We start from the raw sequence: 21387 nt of genomic DNA, 5'->3' as shown, positions 1-21387 counted from the left end.
ATGCGCGCGTTTTTGCTGGCTCTCGCGCTCCTTGCCCTGCCGCTGTCCGGGTTCGCCCAGCCGGCCGGTCCCGCCGCGGTCAACGTGGTGAGCGAGGCGACCGTCAAGGCGGCCATCAAGGACTACCTGGTGCAGAAGGCGGCTCCCTTGAACGCCGACATCACCGTGAAGAAGATCAACTACCAGGGGGACCTGAAGCTTCCCGCCGGCAAGGTGACCTTCGACGTGGTGGCCCCGGAGCGCTGGGAAGGGTACGGACCCGCCTCGGTGGCGCTCATGGTGCGGGTCGACGACCAGGTGAAGAAAAACCAGACCGTGCTGGTCGAGGTCGAGGCCCTGGCCGAGATGGTGGTGGCCGCACGCACGCTGGAGCGGGGCGAGGTGCTCTCCGCCTCCGACCTCGCCATCGTCAAGCGCGACCTGGCCCAGGTGCAGGGACGTTATTTCAACAACATCGACGAGGCGGTGGGCCTGAGGGTGAAGAGCACCCTGCGCGCCAACGCCCCGATCAGAAAGGACAATCTGGAGAAGGTGCCCATCGTCAAGAGCGGGCAGGTGGTGACCATCGTGGCCGAGAACGACGTGGTGCGCATCACCGCGACCGGGCGGGCCAAGGGGGCCGGCGCCTCGGGCGACCTGATCACGGTGCAGAACCTCTCCTCGCAGAAGGAGATCGCGGCGCGGGTGATCGACGCGACCACGGTAAAGGTGGATTTCTAGATGGACCGCAAGAAAAGCAACAGCTTGACCATACTGAAAGCGGCGGCCCTGTGCCTGCCGCTGTTCTGGCTTTCGGCCTGCGCACACCAGAGCGCCGAGGTGGCAACCCCCGCCTTCGACGAGCAGATCCCGGCGCCGCAGGTGAACTACAACAACGGCTCGCTCTGGCAGGCCTCCTCCACGGGGCTCGCCGAGGACATGAAGGCGAGAAGGCGCGGCGACATCATCACCGTGGTCATCTCCGAAAACGCCAGCGCCAGCAAGAAGGCGGCCACCGGGACCTCGCGCGACTCCTCGATCAGCGCCGGCATCCCGAAGCTTTTGGGGCTTGAGAAAACGCCCATCAAGAGCTGGGCCGACCTCGCCAACATGCTGAGCGCAAGCTACGGCTCCAAGTTCGATGGTGCCGGTTCCACCTCGCGCCAGGAGAACCTGCAGGCGACCATCTCCGCCAAGGTGGTGGACGTGATCCCCAACGGCAACATGCTCATCGAGGGAAGGCGCAACGTCAGGGTGAACAACGAGGACCAGATCATCATCTTGACCGGGACGGTGCGCGGACGCGACGTCAGCGCCGACAACACCATCAACTCGGCGCTCATCGCCGACGCCAGGATCTCCTATTCCGGCAAAGGGGTCATCTCCGACCGCCAGAAACCGGGGTGGCTCTTGAACGCGCTGGACAAGATCTGGCCGTTCTAGGCGGGCGGCGTGTTTGGGAATTGACGGTTTTCTGTCAAAAAACCGACGCGACGGCCGAAAAAGGTTAGGTGAAAGAGCTTGAAAATTAACATGATCTCAAAAAGTTGCCTCGCGCTCCTGATACTTTTGCTGCTCCCCCAGATCGTCCTGGGGGCGCGCATCAAGGACATCGCCGCCTTCGACGGCGTGCGCCAGAACCAGCTGATCGGCTACGGCCTGGTGGTCGGCCTGAACGGCACCGGCGACTCGGACCAGACCAAGTTCCCGGTGCAGTCCCTGGTGGGCGCCCTGGAGCGCCTGGGCATCACGGTGAACCGCGCCGACATCACGGTGAAGAACGTGGCCGCGGTCATGGTGACCGCGCAGCTTCCCCCCTTCGCCAAGCAGGGGAACAAGCTCGACGTGCTGGTCTCCTCCATGGGCGACGCCAAGAGCCTCGCCGGCGGTACGCTGATGATGGCGCCCCTGAAGGGTGCCGACAACCAGGTCTACGCGGTGGCGCAGGGGCCGGTCCTCACCAACTCCTTCTCCTACGGCGGGCAGGCCACCACCGCGGTGAAGAACCATCCCACCGCCGGCACCGTGCCGGAGGGGGCCCTGGTGGAGCGCGAGCTCCCCAACGTGCTGGCCAACCGCCCGGTGCTGAAGCTGAACCTGCACCAGTCCGATTTCACCACCGCCGCCCGTGTCGCCGCCGCCATCAACGGCCGCTTCCAGGGCTCGGCGTCGCTGACCGACCCGGGGAGCGTGCAGATCAGCATCCCGGGCGACTACCAGAACCGGGTGGTGGAGTTCGTGGCCGACCTGGAGCGGCTCGAGGTGAACCCGGACGTGATGGCCAAGGTGGTCATGAACGAGCGCACCGGCACCATCGTCATGGGCGAGAACGTGCGCATCTCGACGGTGGCGGTATCGCACGGCAACCTGACCGTGGTGGTCAAGGAGACCCCGAAGGTCTCCCAGCCGGCGCCGTTCGCCAGGACCGGCACCACCACCGTGGTGCCCAGGACCGACCTGAAGATCGCCGAGGAGAAGGTGAACCTCTCGCTGGTGCGTGAGGGGGCCAACCTGGGCGAGGTGGTGCGGGGACTCAACACCCTCGGCGTCACCCCCAGGGACCTGCTCGGCATCATGCAGGCCATCAAGGCCGCCGGCGCGCTCAACGCCGAGCTGAGCGTGATGTAGGGAGAAGGGTCATGGATGTGAAGCCGATACCGGACAACGCGCTGCCGGTCACCGACCTGCGGGCGCAAAAGAGCGCGCAGGAGCGCAACCCGGAGCAGATCAGGAAGGTGGCCCGCGAGTTCGAGGCGATGTTCGTCTCCATGATGTTGAAGTCGATGCGGGACACGGTGGGCAAGGACACCCTGACCGGCGGGGGGAGAGGCGAAGAGACCTTCCGTTCCCTGCTGGATCAGGAGTACGCCAACGCCGCGGTGCAGGGAGGCGGCATAGGACTGGCACAGACCATAGAGAGGGAGCTCTCGCGGGCCTACGGCACGCCGGCTCCGGCTAAGGGGGTGCGGGATGCGGATTGAAGGTTCAGCCTACGTAGTCGATCTGAACCGCTCGCAGCAGGTCCGGAACGATACGCAGCAGACGCAGGCAGTCCAGGGGAGCCGTCCGGCCGGACGGGTGATCCCCTTCGACCGGGTGGAGATCTCGTCCCAGGCCAGGGAGCTGCAGAAGCTCAAGGCCGAGGTGGCGGCCATGCCCGACGTGAGGATGGACCGGGTGGCGCTGGCCAGGCAGAACCTGCAAAACGGCGCCTACCGCGTCGAGGCCTCGGCCCTGGCCCAAAAGATGATGGACGCGTACAAGTCGCGTTAAGGGGGAATAGATGGATCGTAACGTCGCTGAACTGATAGCTGCCCTGTGCGAGAAGGGGGTGCTCCTGGACCAGATGCAGGCCCTTTTGCAGGAGGAGCAGGAGTGCATGACCTCGCTCGACCTGGCCCGCATGGAGGAGAACCAGCAGGAGATCACGGCGGGGATGGAACGCCTGGCCAGGCTCTCCGGGCAGTGCCAGGGGATGATCGCCGCCATCGGCACCGAGATGGGGATGCCGGGCAACAGCACGCTCTCACCCATCATCGAGCGGCTCGGCGCGCCGGAAAAGCAGGCGCTCAGGGAGGCGCAGCAGTCGGTGACCGGCAACGCCCGGGCGCTGCAGGGTGCGCTCGCGCTGCACAAAAGGCTGATCGAAGACTCCATGAACGTGGTGGGGCGCTCGGTGAACTTCTTCAACCGTCTGTTCAACCCCGGCCAGACCTACGGCGGGGCGGGGGCCTTCGTGAACGCGGGGCGCGGCAACAGCGGCTTCGTCAGCAAGGAGATCTAGCATGGGCATCAACACCCTCTTCGACATAGCCTCTTCCGGCATCACCGCGCAGCGGCTGGCCATCGAGGTCACCGGCGAGAATATCTCCAACGTCAACACCGAGGGGTATTCGCGCCAGCGGGTGATCATGGAGAACAAGCCGGTCGGCACAGCCAACGGCTTCGCGCTGGGGACCGGGGTGCAGATCGCGGCGGTGCAGCGCAGCTACGACAACATGCTGCAGCTGCAGCTGGTGAACGCCAACAGCACCTACCAGGAGGGGCTGGCGCAGCAGTCGGCGCTGGAGCAGATCGAGCCCACGTTCAACTCGCTCACCTCGGACGGGGTGGGGACCGCGGTCGCCAACCTCTTCGGCGCCTTCCAGGACCTCTCGGTCAACCCCTCCGGCGCCGCCGAGCGGCAGGCCGTGCTGACCCGTGCCCAGATCATGGTGGACAGCTTCCACCAGGCCGACTTCGCGCTCAGTTCGATCGCCACGACCGCGGACAGCAACCTGGTCGGCATCACCGCCGAGGTGACCGACAACGCCAGGAACCTCGCCCTGGTGAACCAGCAGATCCTGGCCACCAGCGCGGTGGGGGGGAGTCCCAACGAACTTCTGGACCAGCGCGACCTGCTGCTCAGGAAGCTCTCCGAGCAGACCGGCATCAGCTACAGCATCGCCAGCGACAACACCGCCTCGGTCACCCTCCCCGGCGGGGGACAGCTGGTCTCCAGCACCAGGTACGCGACGCTCTACACCAACGCGACCGGCGTCCCGGCGACCAACGACATCATGCTCTCGGGGCTGGGCAACCCGCCTCCGGCCAACGCCCCCGGCACCGACACCCTGGTGGGCACCGTCGGGGACGGCGCCACCATCGGAGGGAAGCTCGGCGGCACCATGGAGGTGCGCGACGGCATCGTGCCCAAGTACCGCGCCCTGCTGGACGAGATGGCCGACACGGTGGCCACCCAGGTGAACACGCTGCACAAGGCGGGGTACGCGCTGGACGGCACTACCAACAACAACTTCTTCGATCCGGCCGGCCTCACCGCCGGGAGCATCGCGCTCGACGCCGGGATCTCGGCAGTGAAGATCGCGGCGGGGCTGCCGACCGCGAGCGACCCGATCCCGACCAGCAGCGGCAACAACGTGAACGCGGTCAAGCTCGCCAACCTGGGCAGCACCAGCTTCGCCTTCAGCACCGGGAGCGCCACCTTCGGCAACTTCTACAACTCCATGGTGTCCCAGGTCGGCGTCGATACCGAGGGGACCCAGAACGTCACCTCCCAGAACGCGGCCTTCCTGAAGCAGCTCAATGCGCTGCGGGCTTCCAACTCCGAGGTATCCCTGGACGAGGAACTGCTCAACCTGACCAAGTACCAGCGTGCCTTCCAGGGCTCCGCCAAGGTGGTCAACGTGGGGACCGACATGCTGGACACCATCCTGAACATGGTCCGATAGGAGAATCGCTATGAGAATCACCCCCGGCATGAGCGCCGAGAACGCCATCTACAACCTGCAGCAGGGGCGCACCGCCATCGACCAGCTCCAGGAACAGATCGCCTCGGGCTACAACATCAACCGCCCCAGCGACGATCCCCTTTCCACCAGGCAGCTGTTGGACCTGCAGGAGCAGATCGCCTCGGGGGACCAGTACAGCTCCAACATCACCAAGGCCGAGACGCTGTTGAACGTGACCAACACCTCGCTCACCAGCATGGCGACCCTGATGCAGCAGGTGAAGAAGATCGCCGGCGACATGGTGGCCGGTACCCTGGACGCCGCCGGCACCGCCAGCGCGGTAGCCAACCTGACCCAGTTGAAGAGCCAGCTGGTCGACATGGGCAACACCCGCCTGGGGGACCAGTACGTCTTCGGCGGCTTCTCCACCAGCCAGCCCTTCAGTTCCACCGGCGTCTTCAGCGGCACCACCGACATCCCGCAGGTCGAGATCGCCCCCAACAGCACCGTGGGGACCACCGTGTCGGGCGCCGACCTGTTGAACGGCGGCAAGCCGGCTGCGGCGGTCGGGAGCGGGGCCACCGCGGGGCAGAGCCCGGTCAACATCCTGGGATCCATCGACGCGCTGATCCTCGCCATCAACAACAAGGACAGCGCCGGGATCCTGGACGGGGTCAAGAACGTGAAGGCGGGCGCGGACCAGATCACCGTGGCCCAGAGCGACGTCGCCGGGCGCCTGGTGCGCCTGGACAACATGAAGAGCATGATCGCCAACAACCAGAACACGCTGAAGACGGTCTTCGGCGACATCCAGAACGTCGATTACGCCAAGGCGGGCGTGATGCTTTCCCGGCAGACCACCGCCTTCAACGCCGCGCTGTCGGCCACCTCGAAGCTGAGCCAGCTCTCGCTTTTGGACTACATGAAGTAGGGTTGCCGCGTATCCCCCGCGCCACCAAGGGCCGTGTGAGCTGGCCAGGCTCGCACGGCCTTTTCCATTTCTTTTTTGACGAAGGGCGGTGATAGCGCTAAAGCTTTCGGTGCTGCATCCGAAAAACAAACTATCTGCCGCATTCCGCAGGGGGAAGCCATGATCAAGGTGACCACACGAGACGGCTCCGAGATGTACCTGAACCCGGACCTGATAGAGCTCATCACGGAGACCCCGGACACGCACATCACCCTTTCCAACGGCAACCGGTACCTGGTGCTGGAGCCGGCGCGGGTGGTGATCAGCCGGATCGTCAACTTCAAGGCGCACCTGTTCCGGCACGCCTCGTCGAGCGTGGCCCGGCGCTACCTGCGCAAAAGGGATGCGGAAGGCTACCACCCCAACTGCAGGATCTAGCCGCTCGCAGGCGAGCGTTTTCACGATCCAGGAAAACATATGGATTTATCGACCATAATCGGAATCGTCCTGGGGCTTTTCGCCGTGTTCGGCGGCGCGGCCCTGGAAGGGCTGCACATGTCGGCGTTGATACAGCCGACGGCGGCCATGATCGTCCTCGGCGGCACCGCGGCGGCGACCATCGTCAGCTTCCCGCTGCCGATCCTGATGACCGCGGTGAAGGACCTGAAGAAGGTCTTCATGCCGCCCAAGGAAGACCCCGAGGCGGTGATCAAGAACATCATCAACTACGCCGCCAAGGCCCGCAGGAACGGCCTGATCTCGCTGGAGCAGGAAGCGCAGACGGTCAAGGATTCCTTCACCAAGAAGGGGATCTCGCTGGTGGTCGACGGCATCGACCCGCAGAAGCTCAGGGAGACCATGGAGATCGAACTGGGCTCCATCGAGGCGCACGGCAAGCACAGCGCCGAGGTGTTCGAGTCGGCCGGCGGCTTCGCCCCCACCATCGGTATCATCGGCGCCGTGCTCGGCCTGATCCACGTCATGAGCAACCTTTCCGATCCCTCCAAGCTCGGGGGCGGCATCGCCGTCGCCTTCGTCGCCACCATCTACGGCCTGATGACCGCCAACATCTTCTGCATCCCCTTCGGCACCAAGCTGAAGATCCGTCTCAAGGAGGAGCTGTTGCAGAAGGAGATGGTGATCGAGGGTCTCATTGCCATCCAAAACGGTGAGAACCCCCACTTCATCGAGCAGAAGCTCAGGGCCTACCTGCATGACGGTGGAGAGAAGAAGGGGAAGTAAATGGCTAAGAAAAAGGCCCAGCACGAAAAAGAGCCCAACCACGAGCGCTGGCTGGTATCCTACGCCGACTTCATCACGCTGTTGTTCGCCGTGTTCGTGACGCTCTACGCCATGAGCCAGACCGACAAGAAGAAGGCCGAAGAGGTGCTGGCCTCCATGCGCGAGTCCTTCGGCTACAGCACCACCTCGGCCGGCCAGAAGCCCACCGTCATCGACGCGGGTTCCATGAGCGTCATCCCCTCCATCCACAAGATCACCCAGGCCCCCAAGCGGGTGAGCACCAGGACCCGCGGCAGCGAGCAGGACTTCCGGGCCTCCAAGGCGTCCATCGAGGCGTACCTGATGAAGGCGGGGGCGCAGAACAAGGTCTCGGTCTCGGTGACCCAGCGCGGCCTGGTGGTGAGCCTGAAGGAAGCCGGCTTCTTCGACAGCGGCAGCGCCACCTTGAAGCAGAGCTCTTTGAACCTGTTGAAGGACGTGGTCGCCTCCCTGGCCAGCTATTCCAACGCGGTCCGGGTCGAGGGGCACACCGACAACATCCCCATCAGCACCGCCGCCTTCCCGTCCAACTGGGAGCTTTCCACCACGCGCGCCACCAACGTGCTGCAGTACCTCACCAAGCAGGAAGATTTCGACCCCGCCCGCATCTCCGCGGCCGGTTACGGCGAGTATCGCCCGGTAGCCGACAACAGCGACGAGGACGGGCGCGCCCAGAACCGCCGCGTCGACATCGTCCTCCTCTCCGAGCAGAGCGAGCGCAACGAGCCGTAGGGGACTGGCTCCGCCAGGTGCCTGTCCCCTTTGCGGTGGGGGACTGGCTCCGCCAGGTGCCTGTCCCCTTTGTCTCTGTCCGACTGGTCCGACGTCGGACCGGCTGTCAAACAAATGACCCCGCCACCGCTTCGCTCCAGCAAGTCCCTTCTTTTTCAACCTCTTAGCTGCCACCCGTCCCCGCTGGTACGGTAGTTGCTGACCTGTAGTGGTCGACCCATCACCACAGAGAGGTTTTCATCCATGAAAGTTTCCATGCCCAGCGGCTCCATGCATGGCTGGGGCATCGCCGGGACCTACCTGGAGCGCGAGATCGCCCAACTCCCCCCGGTGCCGGGGGTAACGCTGCACTGCATGTCGCAGAACCTCGCCCCGCTGAACCCGGAGGCCTGGGACGCCATCAACATCGGCTACTGCTTCTTCGAAAACAGCATCGAGATCCTCAACTTCACCCGCGAAGCGGCACGCCGGTGGGACTTCATCGTGGCCGGCTCCAAGTGGTGCGAGTACCTGCTGAGGATCGGCGGCGTGAAAAACTGCGCCACCATCCTGCAGGGGGTGGACCCGGAACGCTTCTACCCGGTGCCGCTCCCCCCGGACGACCGCTTCGTGGTCTTCTCGGGCGGCAAGTTCGAGCTCAGAAAGGGCCAGGACCTGGTCATCGCCGCCATGAAGGTGCTCATGCAGCGGCACGGGGACGTCTACCTCTCCTGCAGCTGGGCCAACCAGTGGCCCTTTTCGCTGCTCACCATGGAAAGCTCCCCCTTCATCACCTACCGCCACGACGAGGTCGACTTCCTGAGCGTCCCGGGGCGCTGCGCCCTGGAAAACGGGCTCGACCCGGCGCGCACCGTGGTGCACCCGCTGGTGCACAACAACGCCATCAGGGACGTCTTCGCCGGGACGCACGTCGGGCTGTTCCCCAACCGCTGCGAAGGGGGGAACAACATGGTGATGTGCGAGTACATGGCCTGCGGCAGGTCGGTGATCGCCTCCGAGACCAGCGGCCACGCCGACGTGATCAACTCCGCCATCGCCTATCCGCTCACCCGTTACCGCCCCATGGTGGTGGCAAACGGCGGCGTGCAGACCGGGGTGTGGGAGGAGCCGGAACTGGAAGAGATCATCGAGATGCTGGAACACGTCTACCGCAACCGGCACGAGCTCCCGGGCAAGGGGGCGCTGGCCGCAGACGAGATGAAGAACCTCACCTGGAGCGGCGCCGCGCGCCAGTTCCACTACCTGGCCACCAAGCTCGCCAACCAGGCGGAGCTCGCCCGGATGCGCAATGCCTAGCCTCATGTCCCAACAGACCGATCTGGCGCAGGAGTTCGCGCGCGCCCTGGAGCTGCAGCGGGAGGGGCGGCTGGCCGAGGCGGAGCCGATCTACCGCGCCCTGGCCGCGGCGGGGGGAGTGCTCCTGCCGGACGTGCACATCAACCTGGGCGCGCTCCTGGACGAGACCGGCCGCCACGAGGAGGCGCTGGCCCAGTACCGCGCGGCGCTCGCCCTGCGGGAAGGGGACCCGCTGGCCCTGAACAACATGGGCTCCTCGCTGTTCAAGCTGGGACGCTTTGGAGAGGCCGCGGAACTGTTCCGCCTGGCACTGGCGCAGGCGCCGGAGGCGCCGGAACCGGCCATCGCCCTGGGGGGCGCGCTGCAGCGTTCGGGCGACGTCGACGGGGCCATCGCCGTGTTCCGGGACCTGGTGCGGCGCCGCCCCGACTGCGCCGACGCACACTGGAACCTGGCCCTCGCCCTGTTGCTGTCCGGCGAGTTCCGCGCAGGGTGGGCCGAGTACCAGTGGCGCTGGCAAAGGGACGACTTCACCTCCCCCAGGCGCAGCTTCCAGAGGCCGGCCTGGGACGGCGCCCCGCTCGAGGGCAGACGCATCCTGGTGCACGGCGAGCAGGGGTTCGGGGACACCATCCAGTTCGCCCGCTATCTCCCCATGGTGGCCGACCGGGGCGGCATCGTCATCGCCGAGTGCCAGTCCGCCGCCCTGGCGCCGCTTCTGCGCGGCATGCCCGGCGTCGCCCAAGTCTGCATCATGGGGGAACCGCTCCCCCAGTTCGACCTCGAGATCCCCCTGATGTCGCTGCCGCACCTCTTCGATACCACTCTCGACACCGTCCCCGACCGGGTCCCGTACCTCTCCCCCCCGCCGCAGCGGCTCGGGCTCTGGCAGGCCAAGCTCTCCGCCGACCCCGGCTTCAGGGTGGGGCTGGTCTGGGCGGGGAAGGCGGTCCCCGACCCGTTCCGCTCCTGCTCGCTCCAGGCGCTGGCGCCCTTGTGCGGCATACCGGGGGCGACCCTTTATTCACTGCAGGTGGGGGAGGGGGCGGCGGGGCCTGACGAGTGCCCCGGCCTCATCGACTTCACCGCCGCCATCCGCGATTTCGGCGACACCGCCGCCTTCATCGCCCAGCTCGACCTGGTCATCTCCATCGACACCTCGGTGGCGCACCTGGCCGGGGCGCTGGGTAAGCCGGTCTGGCTCATGCTCCCCATGGCGGGCGACTACCGCTGGCTGTGCGGCCGGGAGGATTCCCCCTGGTACCCGACCATGCGCATCTTCCGGCAGCAGGCCCAGGGGGAGTGGGGCGAGGTGGTCGAGCGGCTGCGTGCCGCCCTCACCGATGCCGTGGCGGGTTTCCTGGAAGGGCGGCTGGCCGCGCACCCCTTCGACGGGGGGAGCCACTACCTCATGGGCGCCTTCCTGGCTGCCGCCGGCAAGCCGGGCGAGGCGACGGTCCGTTTCACCAAGGCGGCGCAGCTCCTCCCCCGGCAGTGGCAGCCGCACTACGCCCTGGCGCAGGCGCTGCAGCAGCTGGGGCGCTTCGCCGAGGCGCGCGAGAGCCTGGCAGAGGCCCTGGCCCTGGAATACGGGGTAGCGGAACTGCACGAGGGGCTGGGGATCGTGAGGCAGGTGCTGGGCGATATGGAGGGGGCGCAGCAAAGCTACCGGGAGGCGCTGCGGCTCGATGCCACCCTGGTCAAGGCGCGCTACAACCTGGGCACCACCCTGAAGGACCTGGGGCGCTTCACCGAGGCGCTGCACGAGTTCCGGGAGGCGGTGCGCATCTCCCCCGGCTACGCCGACGCCCATTGGAACCTGGCCGTGCTGCTGCTCATGACCGGGGAGCTCGCCGAGGGGTGGCGCGAGTTTTTCTGGCGCTTCCAGAAGAGCAGCCAGGCGCCGCAACGCAGGTGGCAGCAGGTGGCCGCCTGGGACGGCGCGCCGCTGTCGGGCAGGACCATCCTCCTCTACGGGGAGCAGGGGGCTGGGGACACGCTCCAGTTCGTGCGCTACGCACCGCTCGTTGCCGCACGCGGCGGCCGCGTCCTTATCGAGGTGCAGTCGCCGGGACTCGTGCCGCTGGTGGCAACGGTGGCCGGCGTGGAGGCGGTATTCGCCTGCGGCGAGACCGTGCCCCCCTGCGAGCTGCAGGCCTCGCTCATGGACCTCCCCGCCATCTTCGGGACCGACCTTGACGGCATCCCCGCCCAGATTCCCTACCTGCGGCCGGACCCGGCGCGCGTGGCCGCCTGCGCCGCCCGCGTTGCCGGCGACGGGACGCTGAAGGTGGGCCTTGTCTGGCAGGGGAACCCGGGTCATCCCAACGACCTGAACCGCTCGCTCCCCACGGAGCAGCTCGCGGCGCTCGCCGGGCTTGCCGGGGCCGGCGTGAGCTTCTATTCCCTGCAGCTGGGCGCCCGCGGCGACCTCGCCGCCATCCTGCCCGTCACCGACCTGGCCCCCGCCATCGGCGACTACGCGGATACCGCGGCGCTCGCCAGCCGGCTCGACCTGGTGCTCTGCGCCGACACCTCGGTGGCGCACCTGTGCGGGGCGCTGGGGCTGCCGGTGTGGCTGCTGGTCCCCTTCGTGCCGGACTGGCGCTGGCTCACCGGCCGTGACGATTCGCCCTGGTATCCGACCATGCGCCTGTTCCGGCAAGGCACGCCGGGCGACTGGAGTGGCGTGCTGCAGCGGGTGGTGCGGGAACTGGGCGCGCTCCTGGCGCAGAGATCCGGCAAGGAAGAGGCGCCGGCCGCCGACCCGATGCGGCAGGCGGAGCGCTACAACGACGAGGGGTGCACCCTGGACGGGGCGGGGAGGCAGCCGGAGGCGATCGAGCGCTACCGGAAGGCCATCGAGCTTTGTCCCGGCCTGGTGGCGCCGCACTACAACATGGGCAACAGCCTGTACACGCTGGGGCGGCTCGCCGAGGCGGCGGAGTGCTACCGGCGCGCCCTGGCCGTGGAGCCCACCCTGGCGCAGGCCTGGCACAACCTGGCGCTGGCCCTCAAGGACCAGGGGCGGTTCGAGGAGGCGCTGCAGGCGCTGCAACGGGCGGTCGCGGTCGCCCCGGACTACCTGGAGGCCCGGCACAGCCTGGGTGAGCTGCACCACGCCATGGGAGAGCTGGAAAAGGCGGAGGCGACCTTCCAGGCCGTCCTGGCCGACGACCCCGGCTACCTCCCCGCCTGGAACGCGCTCGGTATCACGCTCCAGGTACGGGGGCGCCTGGAAGAGGCGGTGGAGTGCTACCGCCGGGCGCTGCGCCTGAAACCGGACTACCTGCACGCGCTCAACAACCTCGGCTCGGCAAGCCGCGCCCTGAACGACGTCGACACCGCCATCGACTGCTACCGCCGCGTGCTCGCCCTCGATCCCGGCTATGCCGATGCCCGCTGGAACCTCGCCCTGGTGCAGCTGCAGCTGGGGGAGTACCGCGAGGGGTGGCGGGGCTACGAACAGCGCTTCGACAAGGTGGACCCCATCCCGCGCCTGGTGCTGCCGCAGCCGCTGTGGGACGGCTCCCCGCTCACGGGTAAAAGGATCCTGCTCCATGCCGAGCAGGGCTTCGGCGACACCTTCCAGTTCGTGCGCTACGCACCGGTGCTGGCGGCGCAGGGGGCGACGGTCCTGGTGCAGTGCCAGGCGACGCCGATTGCGCCGGTGCTGACCACGGTGCCGGGTGTGGCGCGGGTGCTGGTGCGCGGGGAGCCGCTGCCGGAGTTCGACTGCCACGCGCCGCTCATGAGCCTGCCGCACCTGTGCGGCACGCTCCTCGACACCATCCCGGCCGACATCCCGTACCTCGCCGCCGATCCCTGCCTGGTCGGGCGCTGGCAGGCCGCGCTGCCGGGCGATGGGTTGCGGGTCGGTCTGGTCTGGGCGGGGCGGAAAACCTACAAGGATGACCTGAAACGCTCGCTCACCCTCTCGCTCTTCGCGCCGCTGGCGCAGGTTGCCGGGGCCCGCTTCTGCGCGCTCCAGGTGGGGGACGGGGCGGAACAGGCCGCCACCCCGCCGCCGGGCATGGAGCTCACCGACCTGGGCGCCGGGATCAAGAGCTTCGCTGACACCGCCGCCATCCTGAGCCAGCTCGACCTGGTCATCTCGGCCGACACCGCCGTGGCGCACCTGGCCGGGGGGCTGGGCGTGCCGGTCTGGGTGCTGCTCCCCATGGCCTGCGACTGGCGCTGGCTCATGGATCGCGAGGATTCCCCCTGGTACCCGACCGCCCGCCTGTTCCGCCAGCGGCGGCGCGGCGACTGGGGCGAGGTGCTGGAACGGGTGGCGCGGCAGCTGGAACTGCTGGTGCAGGGAAAAGGAGAACGATAGTCGATGCAAAGCCGCGACGAACTGAAACGCGCCCTGGCGGAAAACCGCTTCGAGCGGGCGGACGAACTGTGCCGGGAACTGTTGCGGGAGACGCCGGACGACGTCGACCTGCTCACCCTTTCCGGCGTCCTGGCGCGCCTGCTGGGGCGGCCGGAACAGGCCTTGGAGGCCTTCTCCCGGGCCGCAGGGCTCGACCCGGCGCAGGCCGAGCTGCACAACAACCTGGGCGTGGTGTTGGAGGACCTGGGGCGGCTGGAGCAGGCGCAGCAGAGCTACCGCGCCGCCCTGGAGCTCAAGCCCGACTACCCGGAGGCCATGGGCAACCTGGGCAACGTGCTCTTGAAGCTGGGAGAGGTGGATGCGGCGGTAGCGCGCTTCTGCGACGCCATCGCCCTCGACCCCGGCTACGGCAACGCCTATTACCACCTCGGCCACGCCCTGCGCGCGCAGGGGGAGTGGCAGGGGGCGGCGCAGTGCTACCGGAAGGTGGTCGAGCTGCAGCCGGACCACCTGAAGGGATGGGTAAACCTGGGGGGCTCGCTGCTCAGCCTGAACCAGTTCGACGACGCGCTGCCGGCGTTGCGCGTGGCGCTTGCGCTCGATCCCGAGAGCGTCGACGCGCACTGGAACCTCGCCCTGGCCCTGCTCGCCCTGGGCGACTACCGGGACGGTTGGCGCGAGTACCAGTGGCGCCTGAAGGACCCCGCCGGCGCTTTCGACACGGGCTTCATGGGGCGGCAGCTGTGGGACGGCTCCCCGCTTGCCGGCCGCACGCTGCTGCTGCGCGCCGAGCAGGGCTTCGGCGACGCCATCCAGTTCTTCCGCTACGCGCAACTGCTGGCGCGCCAAGGCAACAAGGTGGTGCTCGAGTGCCGCCGCGAACTGCTGCCGCTCTTCGCCGGCCAGGGAGACGGCCTCACCCTCTTTGCCGCCGGCGAGGCACCTCCCCCGTTCGACACCTACGCCTATCTCCTGAGCCTGCCGCACCTTCTGGGCACCGCCCTGGAGTCCATCCCGCCGCAAACCCCGCCGCTCAAGGCCGACGCCGCCCTGAGCGCGCAGTGGCGCGCCAGGATGGCGCCGGGGACGGGGCTCAGGGTGGGGGTGGTCTGGGCCGGCAGCGCCGGGTACAAGCGCGACCGCTACCGCTCGCTGGCGGCGCAGGCCCTGGCCCCCCTGGCGGCTGTGCCGGGGGTGACCCTGTACAACCTGCAACTGGGCGCGGCGGCCGAGGAACTGGCCCTCCTGTCGGGGGGAGGAACCTGCGTCGACCTGAGCGCCGGCCTCGAGGACTTCGCGCACACCGCGGCCCTGATCGACAACCTCGACCTGGTGGTCGCGGTGGACACCGCCGTCGCGCACCTCGCCGCGGCCATGGCAAAGCCGGTGCAGCTCATGCTCCCCTTCTCCTGCGACTGGCGCTGGCTGCAGGGGCGCTCCGACTCCCCCTGGTACCCGAGCGTTACGTTGCACCGCCAGCCGGCCCCGGGACAGTGGCAGCCGGTGATCGAGGCGGTGGCGCGGGAGATGGCGCCCCTTCCCGAGGCGGCGCTTGAGGACCCGAACCAGCTGTTCCGGGAAGCGAACCGGCTGAGGGGGGAGGGGGACCTCGCCGGGGCGGTGCGGCTCTACCGCGCCCTCCTGGAGCGGCTCCCGGAATGCGCCGAGGTCTACAACAACCTGGGGCTCGCGCAGCAGGACCAGGGGCTCCTGGTGGAGGCGGAGGGAAGCTACCGGCGCGCCATGGAGCTGAAGCCGACCCTCGCCGACGCCTACAACAACCTGGGGACGCTTTTGGTCGGCCGCGCGCAGCATGACGACGCCGAGCCGCTGTTCAGGCGCGCCGTGGCGCTCAACCCCGGCTACCTCCCCGCCTACGTGAACCTGGGCGCGTGCCTGCAGGTGCTGGAAGAGCCGGCGCAGGCGGTGGAGCTGTACCGTCAGGCCATCGCGCTCGACCCGGGCTACCTGGAGGCGCGCATCAACCTCGGCACCGCCTACCAGGATCTCATGCAGCCGCAGCAGGCGATAGCGACCTACCGGGAACTGCTGCGCCTGGCGCCGGAGCACCCGGAGGCGCACTGGAACCTGGCCCTGAGCCTTTTATCGGTCGGGGACTATGAAAACGGCTGGCGCGAATACCAGTGGCGCCTGGCGGGGTGCGAGCCGGAACTGGCCGTCCCGGTCTGGCGCGGCGAGGAGCTTTGCGGGCGCACCATCCTGCTGCAGTGCGAGCAGGGGCTCGGCGACACGCTGCAGTTCATCCGCTACGCGCCGCTGGTGGCGCAGCGGGGAGGGCGGGTGGTGGTGCGCTGCCAGATCCCGGCGCTGAAGCCCCTCTTGGCCCGGGTTCCGGGCGTGGCGGCGGTGTGCGGGCCGGCCGACGAGCTGCCGCCGTGCGACTGCCAGGTCCAGCTCATTTCCCTGCCGCACCTCTTCGGGACCACGCTGGAACAGATGCCCCCCTGGCGTCCCTACCTCTTCCCCGAGCAGCGGCGCGCCGCGCTCTGGAGCCTGATGCTGGAGGAGGGGGCGACCCTCAAGGTCGGGCTGGTCTGGCGCGGCGGCCCGCTCCCCAGGAACCGCGCCTGCCCGTTCAAGCATTTCGCCGCTCTTGCCGATATGCCTGGTGTGCTCTTTTATTCCCTGCAACTGGGGGAGGCCCCGGACACCGACCTCCTCCCCGCCGTCGACCTCGCGCCGCAGATCAAGGATTTCGGCGACACAGCCGCCATCCTGGCCGGGCTCGACCTGCTCATCACGGTGGACACGGCGGCGGCGCACCTGGGCGGCGGCATGGGCATCCCCGTCTGGCTGCTGCTCCCCTACTCCTGCGACTGGCGCTGGTTCGCTGAGCGCGAGGACTCCCCCTGGTACCCGGCCATGCGCATCTTCCGGCAGGGGCGCCCCGGCGACTGGCCCGGCGTCATGGGCCGGATCCGCGCCCTCCTGCAAGAGAGGTTGAGCTGCCAATAATTTGACAAAAATAATCGTAAGGTGGTGCTTTCCCGTTAAAGTTTTGGGCCCGCCGTGTCGATATTCTTTACAAACGCGCAGGACGCGCCGGCGATGAGGGGGTGAAATTCATCAGTTACTCGCCGTAGGGCAGGATGCCCGATCCCGAAGCAGACAGCATCGACACGGTTTTCAACCCGGCAAGAATGCCGGCAAACACCCAGAAAAGGAGAAGTACCATGGCAACTAGCGACATCTCTCTCACCGCAGGCATGAGGACCAACCTTCTCAACCTCCAACAGACCAGCAACCTCCTGAACAGGACCCAGCAGAGGCTCTCTTCCGGCAAGCAGGTCAACAGCGCTCTCGACAACCCGACCAACTACTTCGCAGCGCAGAACGCTAACCAGCGCGCCAGCGACCTCGCTGACCGCAAGGACGGCATGGCTGAGGCGGTTCAGACCGTTTCGGCAGCCAACGCAGGCATCACCGCCGTCACCGGCCTGATCAACGCAGCAAAAGGTATCGCGCAATCCGCTCTCTCCACCAGCGACACCGCGACCAGGTCCAAGCTGGCCACCCAGTACGACACCATTCGTAGCCAGGTCGACAACATCTCCTCTGACTCCGGTTACCGTGGCCTCAACCTGCTGAGCTCCACCAACACCCTGACTGTCAACTTCAACGAGGATGCGAGCTCCAGCCTGAACGTCGTCGGCTTCCTGGCCAACTCCAGCGGCCTGAGCCTCAACGGCGCCAGCGGCAGCTGGGCTACCAACTCCGACATCACCACGGATACGGCGAAGATGGACACCGCGATCTCGACCCTGAGGTCCAACACCCAGACCCTGGCGGCAAACCTGAACATCATCACCACCCGTCAGAACTTCACCGACTCCATGATCAACACCCTGCAGACCGGTGCTGACAACCTGACCCTGGCCGACATGAACCAGGAAGGCGCCAACATGCTGATGCTGCAGACCCGTCAGAGCTTGGGTACCACCTCGCTCTCGATGTCTTCCCAGGCAGCCCAGGCGGTCCTCAGACTGTTCTAACCCTAGCTTTGCGGAGCGGGGTAACCCGCTCCGCAATCCCTCTTTAAGGGGGGTAGCTCATGTTAATAGAACGACTGCAACCAGAGAGCGTTCCAGTCACCACTTCCTCTTCCCAACTCACCTCCCCCTCCAGCTCTGTCCAAAATTCCCCCACCGAAAAGCAAAAGCCCGAAGACCCCGCAATCACAGACCAGGTGCTCTTTTCCGTGCAGGGAGACCGCAAGCTGGCGGACATCCGCCTGCAAAACGAGCGGCAGAACAGCACCGCAGCCGCCATCAGGGAGACCGACAAGGCGGCCCAGGAGTTGGGTCAAAAGATTGACAAACTGAAGGAACCTCTGGAAACCATAGTTAAAAATTTTCCTCCCTTCGCACCGCAAGACAAGGAAAGGGTGAAGCTGCTGAGGGCCTACACGGCGCTCCGCAAGGAGATCGACCAGCTCACCTTCCCTCCTCCTCCATCCGTTGTCGAGGCCCGCAAGCAGGTACCGCTTCCGGAGCCGCTCGGTATGAACGCGGACGACAGTCAAATTGCTGACCACGTGGACAAACTTGACGCGGCGGCGCAGTCGCTGACGGCGCTGCGCGGCGACATTGCCGCGGCCACCGCCTCCTTTGTTGCCGACGGGCGTTTCGCCAGCATTTTCTCGGCGCCTAAGGGTGCGGAATCACATGCTTTCGAGTTGATCGCCACCGAATCACGCGCGGCAGAAAAAAGTGCCGAGATTGGCCAGCAATTTGCAGAATCGGTTACTCAGGGGGTGGCGCAACAGCACCCTCAATTCCTGAAAGGGTTGAGCTAACCGACATGTCCCTGAAAATTACTTTGAAGAGCAACGAGCGGCTAATCGTAGGCGGCGCAGTGGTCAGAAACGGCGGCAAGGGCACCGTTCTCTTCATAGAGAACACGGTCCCCATACTGCGCGAAAAGGACATCCTGGGCGAAAAGGACATCACCACGCCCTGCAAGAGGGTCTACTTCACCATCCAGCTCATGTACATCGACGAGCCAAACGTCCCGAACTACGTCAAGGCGTACTCGGAACTGGCAGCCGAGATACTGAAGGCGGCCCCCAGCACCAGGACACACATCGAGCAGTTGAACGAACGGATAGAGGCCGGTAACTACTACCAGGCACTGAAACTTGCGAAGAATCTCATCGAGTACGAAGAGGAGCTACTGAAAAATGCAAACTAACAACGCGATCAAGGAGTACGTCGGTATCCAGAAGGAGAGCATGTCGGGACGCGAGCTCGAAGCCTCCGTGCTGACCAAGGCGGGGCTGATGCTCAAGGCCGTCCAGGAAGACTGGGATGCCCCGGACCGCGAAGCCAAGATGCTGGAGGCGATAAAGTACAACCAGAAGGTCTGGAGCTTCTTCCAGGCCGAGTTGACCGAGCCCAACCACCCCATGCCCAAGAAGCTGCGGGAGGACCTCCTGAACCTGAGCCTGTTCGTGGACAAGCGCTTCTTCGAGGTGATGGCGTTCCCGACAGCGGAAAAGCTCTCCATCGTCATCGACATCAACTTCAACATCGCCGCGGGCTTGAGGACCAACCCCGAGAACGCGGGTTAGCCGCAACAGCAGCTGCTCTTCGAGGGGGATTGCCGCACGGTGGTCCCCCTCGCTGTCGTTGGCCCGCGGCGCCCGCGCGCCGCTCACCGCCATTACCCCCCCCAACTAGGAACCTCAAAACAAAAAAGCAAACCGTTAGCCACGGAGAAAATCTGAGGAAATCTGAGAAAGCCAAAAACACAAGCTTTGGGGTAAACCCAAAAGACCTCAGGTTCTCTCAGTAGTTCTCAAATGTTCTCGGCTGCTGGCTTTTCATGGCCTGCGCGACGTTTCCCACAGCTCGGCCAGCACCGTTTCCAGTTCCCGCGTGACGCCGGCCGCATCCAGAAGCGGCGAGCGCCGCATTCTCTCCCGGGCGCCCGCCCGGAACTCGCGCAGCGTCTCCCGGTCGCGCGCCACCTGCCGCGCCATCTCGACGAAGGCCGCCTCGCTCCTGGTCACCAGGTCGGCCAGGCCGCAGTTGGTGAGCAGGCTCGCGCCGGTGCGCGCACAGTGGCGGTCGCCGGAGAGGGAGATCACCGGCACCCCCATCCAGAGCGCCTCGCAGGTCGTGGTGGTGCCGTTGTAGGGGAAGGTGTCCAGCCCTATGTCGACGCGCTGGTACTGTTCCAGGTGCTCGCGGGTGCCGCGCTGCCCCTGGTCCAGCTCGATGCGCCCGGGCGCCACCCCCTGCTCCTGGAACAGGTCCAGGATGCGCCTGCGCACCCCCTGGTCCGCGAGCGGCTTCGCCTTCAGGAGCAGGCGCGAGTCGCGCACGGCGTGCAGCACGCGGCTCCAGAGCGCGATCACCTCCGGGGTTACCTTGGCGAGGTTGTTGAACGAGCCGAAGGTGATGTAGCCGTTCCGGGAACAGGGGGGCGGGACGAGCTCGGGAGCCTCTGCGGGGGGGTGGTAACAGCAAAAGGTGCGCGGCAGCCGCAGCAGCCATTCGCTGTGCAGGCGGTCGTCGACGCCAGGGGGATCGGCCAGCGCATCGGTGATCCGGTAGTCCATCTCCTTGAGGCCGGTGCTGTCGGGGTAGCCGATCCAGGTGACCTGGACGGGGGCGGGGCGGTGGCAGAAGACGGGGAGCCGGTTGCCGGAGGTGTGCCCGGCCAAGTCGATGAGGATGTCGATGCCGTCGCCGGCGATGAGGGCCGCGGCGTTATGGTCGGCCATGCCGTGGATGTCGCGCCACTGATCGCACAGCCCCTGCAGGAGATGGGTGGTGGCGTCGGGCGTGGCGACGTTGGCGTAGCAGAAGATCTCGAAGCGGTCGCGGTCGTGCTGCTCGAGCACCGGCTCGATGAAGCTCGCCACGGCATGGCCCCGGAAGTCGGGGGAGAGGTAGCCGACCCTGATGCGGCCGCCGGGGTGGGGGCGCGGCAGATCCTGCCGGTGGTCCGGCCGGAAGGGACGGCTGCGCGCCGCAGTGAGGTGCTCGGCGTAGATCTCACGCCTGGTGAACTGCGGCGAGTAGTGCAGGGCGAAGAGGAGGTTCTGCCGGGCGTCCAGGTGGTCCGGGTCGAGCCGCAGCGTCTCGCGGTAGGCCGCCACCGCCTCCAGGCTCCGCCCCTGCGCGTGCAGCACGTTGGCGAGGTTATAGGTGAGGCGTAGCGAACCGGGGTCGAGCTGGATCCCTTCACGCAGCAGCGCCTCGGCCTCGGTGAAGCGCAGCGCCTGCTTCAAAAGGAGGGCGAGGTTGATGCGGGCCTCGCCGAAGCCGGGGTCGATGCGCAGCGCCTCCGTGAAAGCCGCCGCCGCCCGTTCCAACTGCCCCAGCTGCGAGAGCGCGCCCCCCAGGGCGTTGAGTGCCTTGGTATTCCCAGGCTCCAGGCTGAGGGTCCGGGCCAGCAGGTCGGCCGCCTCCTGTGCCTGGCCGTCCTCCCCCTTGAGCACCGCCAACAGGTAGCAGGCCGTGGGCAGGGGAGGCTCCTGCCGCACCAGTTCCTCGAGCCGGGCGCGCGCCTCCTCCTGCATCCCCTTGCGCAGCAGCAACTCCACGTACTTGAGCTGCGCCTGCCCCTGTGCCGAATCTTGGGTAGTCATG

General features: G+C 66.9%; 19 protein-coding genes. 18 read left to right on the top strand and 1 reads right to left on the bottom strand.

Annotated features, from left to right (window positions below; all coding sequences use genetic code 11):
* From flgA to flaF, 18 genes are all read left to right on the top strand, one after another.
* Positions 1–720: a flagellar basal body P-ring formation chaperone FlgA gene (gene flgA, locus H7687_RS16415; protein ID WP_183349359.1), complete on the top strand. Its 720-nt coding sequence runs from the start codon at positions 1–3 to the stop codon at positions 718–720.
* The gene (locus H7687_RS16410; protein WP_183349357.1) at positions 721–1422 is read left to right on the top strand and encodes a flagellar basal body L-ring protein FlgH; all 702 of its coding nucleotides are present in this window, start codon (positions 721–723) and stop codon (positions 1420–1422) included.
* A 90-nt stretch (positions 1423–1512) separates the two neighbouring features.
* On the top strand, positions 1513–2607 hold the full coding sequence (locus H7687_RS16405) for a flagellar basal body P-ring protein FlgI (RefSeq protein ID WP_183349384.1): 1095 nt from the start codon (positions 1513–1515) through the stop codon (positions 2605–2607).
* A gap of 11 nt (positions 2608–2618) precedes the next feature.
* Positions 2619–2960, top strand: coding sequence for a rod-binding protein (locus tag H7687_RS16400; RefSeq protein ID WP_183349355.1), 342 nt, complete (start codon positions 2619–2621; stop codon positions 2958–2960).
* Entirely contained in the window at positions 2950–3252 is a 303-nt protein-coding gene (gene flgM / locus H7687_RS16395) for a flagellar biosynthesis anti-sigma factor FlgM (RefSeq protein WP_183349353.1), read from the top strand. Before H7687_RS16400 ends, flgM begins: the two co-directional genes overlap by 11 nt.
* Before the next feature lie 10 nt (positions 3253–3262).
* On the top strand, positions 3263–3763 hold the full coding sequence (locus tag H7687_RS16390; protein ID WP_183349351.1) for a flagellar protein FlgN: 501 nt from the start codon (positions 3263–3265) through the stop codon (positions 3761–3763).
* A 1-nt stretch (position 3764) separates the two neighbouring features.
* The gene (flgK, locus tag H7687_RS16385) at positions 3765–5210 is read left to right on the top strand and encodes a flagellar hook-associated protein FlgK (protein ID WP_183349349.1); all 1446 of its coding nucleotides are present in this window, start codon (positions 3765–3767) and stop codon (positions 5208–5210) included.
* Positions 5211–5220: 10 nt separating this feature from the next.
* Entirely contained in the window at positions 5221–6141 is a 921-nt protein-coding gene (gene flgL, locus H7687_RS16380; RefSeq protein WP_183349347.1) for a flagellar hook-associated protein FlgL, read from the top strand.
* Between the two features lie 159 nt (positions 6142–6300).
* Entirely contained in the window at positions 6301–6558 is a 258-nt protein-coding gene (locus H7687_RS16375) for a flagellar FlbD family protein (protein WP_183349345.1), read from the top strand.
* 39 nt (positions 6559–6597) lie between these two features.
* Entirely contained in the window at positions 6598–7362 is a 765-nt protein-coding gene (locus H7687_RS16370; RefSeq protein ID WP_183349343.1) for a flagellar motor protein, read from the top strand.
* Positions 7363–8133: a flagellar motor protein MotB gene (locus H7687_RS16365; protein ID WP_183349341.1), complete on the top strand. Its 771-nt coding sequence runs from the start codon at positions 7363–7365 to the stop codon at positions 8131–8133.
* A gap of 243 nt (positions 8134–8376) precedes the next feature.
* The gene (locus H7687_RS16360) at positions 8377–9429 is read left to right on the top strand and encodes a glycosyltransferase (protein WP_183349339.1); all 1053 of its coding nucleotides are present in this window, start codon (positions 8377–8379) and stop codon (positions 9427–9429) included.
* Complete coding sequence (locus H7687_RS16355) at positions 9422–13768, top strand: tetratricopeptide repeat protein (RefSeq protein WP_281376726.1); 4347 nt, start codon at positions 9422–9424, stop codon at positions 13766–13768. The genes H7687_RS16360 and H7687_RS16355 overlap by 8 nt, the downstream gene beginning before the upstream one ends.
* A gap of 3 nt (positions 13769–13771) precedes the next feature.
* On the top strand, positions 13772–16744 hold the full coding sequence (locus H7687_RS22140; RefSeq protein WP_183349337.1) for a tetratricopeptide repeat protein: 2973 nt from the start codon (positions 13772–13774) through the stop codon (positions 16742–16744).
* Between the two features lie 218 nt (positions 16745–16962).
* Positions 16963–17781, top strand: coding sequence for a flagellin N-terminal helical domain-containing protein (locus tag H7687_RS16345; protein ID WP_183349335.1), 819 nt, complete (start codon positions 16963–16965; stop codon positions 17779–17781).
* A 59-nt stretch (positions 17782–17840) separates the two neighbouring features.
* Entirely contained in the window at positions 17841–18584 is a 744-nt protein-coding gene (locus H7687_RS16340; protein WP_183349333.1) for a hypothetical protein, read from the top strand.
* Positions 18585–18589: 5 nt separating this feature from the next.
* Positions 18590–18979: a flagellar biosynthesis repressor FlbT gene (locus H7687_RS16335; RefSeq protein ID WP_183349331.1), complete on the top strand. Its 390-nt coding sequence runs from the start codon at positions 18590–18592 to the stop codon at positions 18977–18979.
* The gene (gene flaF, locus H7687_RS16330) at positions 18969–19358 is read left to right on the top strand and encodes a flagellar biosynthesis regulator FlaF (RefSeq protein ID WP_183349329.1); all 390 of its coding nucleotides are present in this window, start codon (positions 18969–18971) and stop codon (positions 19356–19358) included. Before H7687_RS16335 ends, flaF begins: the two co-directional genes overlap by 11 nt.
* Before the next feature lie 252 nt (positions 19359–19610).
* Here the strand turns inward: flaF and H7687_RS16325 are convergent, their stop codons facing one another.
* Positions 19611–21386 carry an O-linked N-acetylglucosamine transferase, SPINDLY family protein gene (locus tag H7687_RS16325; protein WP_183349327.1) on the bottom strand — a complete coding sequence of 592 codons (1776 nt, stop codon included), beginning with the start codon at positions 21384–21386 and terminating at the stop codon, positions 19611–19613.
* Position 21387: the final 1 nt, after the last annotated feature.

The sequence above is a fragment of the Geomonas paludis genome (assembly GCF_014193585.1).
In the GTDB taxonomy this organism is placed as follows: Bacteria; Desulfobacterota; Desulfuromonadia; order Geobacterales; family Geobacteraceae; genus Geomonas; species Geomonas paludis.
Note: the sequence above shows the minus strand (reverse complement) of the source record. Positions and strands in the feature narration are given on the sequence as shown.

Coding starts and splice junctions, on each gene's coding strand:
- H7687_RS16340 (WP_183349333.1), top strand. CDS start 17,841: ATGTTAATAGAACGACTGCAACCAGAGAGCGTTCCAGTCACCACTTCC.
- flgK (WP_183349349.1), top strand. CDS start 3,765: ATGGGCATCAACACCCTCTTCGACATAGCCTCTTCCGGCATCACCGCG.
- H7687_RS16345 (WP_183349335.1), top strand. CDS start 16,963: ATGGCAACTAGCGACATCTCTCTCACCGCAGGCATGAGGACCAACCTT.
- H7687_RS16390 (WP_183349351.1), top strand. CDS start 3,263: ATGGATCGTAACGTCGCTGAACTGATAGCTGCCCTGTGCGAGAAGGGG.
- flgM (WP_183349353.1), top strand. CDS start 2,950: ATGCGGATTGAAGGTTCAGCCTACGTAGTCGATCTGAACCGCTCGCAG.
- H7687_RS16400 (WP_183349355.1), top strand. CDS start 2,619: ATGGATGTGAAGCCGATACCGGACAACGCGCTGCCGGTCACCGACCTG.
- flaF (WP_183349329.1), top strand. CDS start 18,969: ATGCAAACTAACAACGCGATCAAGGAGTACGTCGGTATCCAGAAGGAG.
- H7687_RS16410 (WP_183349357.1), top strand. CDS start 721: ATGGACCGCAAGAAAAGCAACAGCTTGACCATACTGAAAGCGGCGGCC.
- H7687_RS16360 (WP_183349339.1), top strand. CDS start 8,377: ATGAAAGTTTCCATGCCCAGCGGCTCCATGCATGGCTGGGGCATCGCC.
- flgA (WP_183349359.1), top strand. CDS start 1: ATGCGCGCGTTTTTGCTGGCTCTCGCGCTCCTTGCCCTGCCGCTGTCC.
- flgL (WP_183349347.1), top strand. CDS start 5,221: ATGAGAATCACCCCCGGCATGAGCGCCGAGAACGCCATCTACAACCTG.
- H7687_RS16355 (WP_281376726.1), top strand. CDS start 9,422: ATGCCTAGCCTCATGTCCCAACAGACCGATCTGGCGCAGGAGTTCGCG.
- H7687_RS16335 (WP_183349331.1), top strand. CDS start 18,590: ATGTCCCTGAAAATTACTTTGAAGAGCAACGAGCGGCTAATCGTAGGC.
- H7687_RS16375 (WP_183349345.1), top strand. CDS start 6,301: ATGATCAAGGTGACCACACGAGACGGCTCCGAGATGTACCTGAACCCG.
- H7687_RS22140 (WP_183349337.1), top strand. CDS start 13,772: ATGCAAAGCCGCGACGAACTGAAACGCGCCCTGGCGGAAAACCGCTTC.
- H7687_RS16325 (WP_183349327.1), bottom strand. CDS start 21,386: ATGACTACCCAAGATTCGGCACAGGGGCAGGCGCAGCTCAAGTACGTG.
- H7687_RS16405 (WP_183349384.1), top strand. CDS start 1,513: ATGATCTCAAAAAGTTGCCTCGCGCTCCTGATACTTTTGCTGCTCCCC.
- H7687_RS16365 (WP_183349341.1), top strand. CDS start 7,363: ATGGCTAAGAAAAAGGCCCAGCACGAAAAAGAGCCCAACCACGAGCGC.
- H7687_RS16370 (WP_183349343.1), top strand. CDS start 6,598: ATGGATTTATCGACCATAATCGGAATCGTCCTGGGGCTTTTCGCCGTG.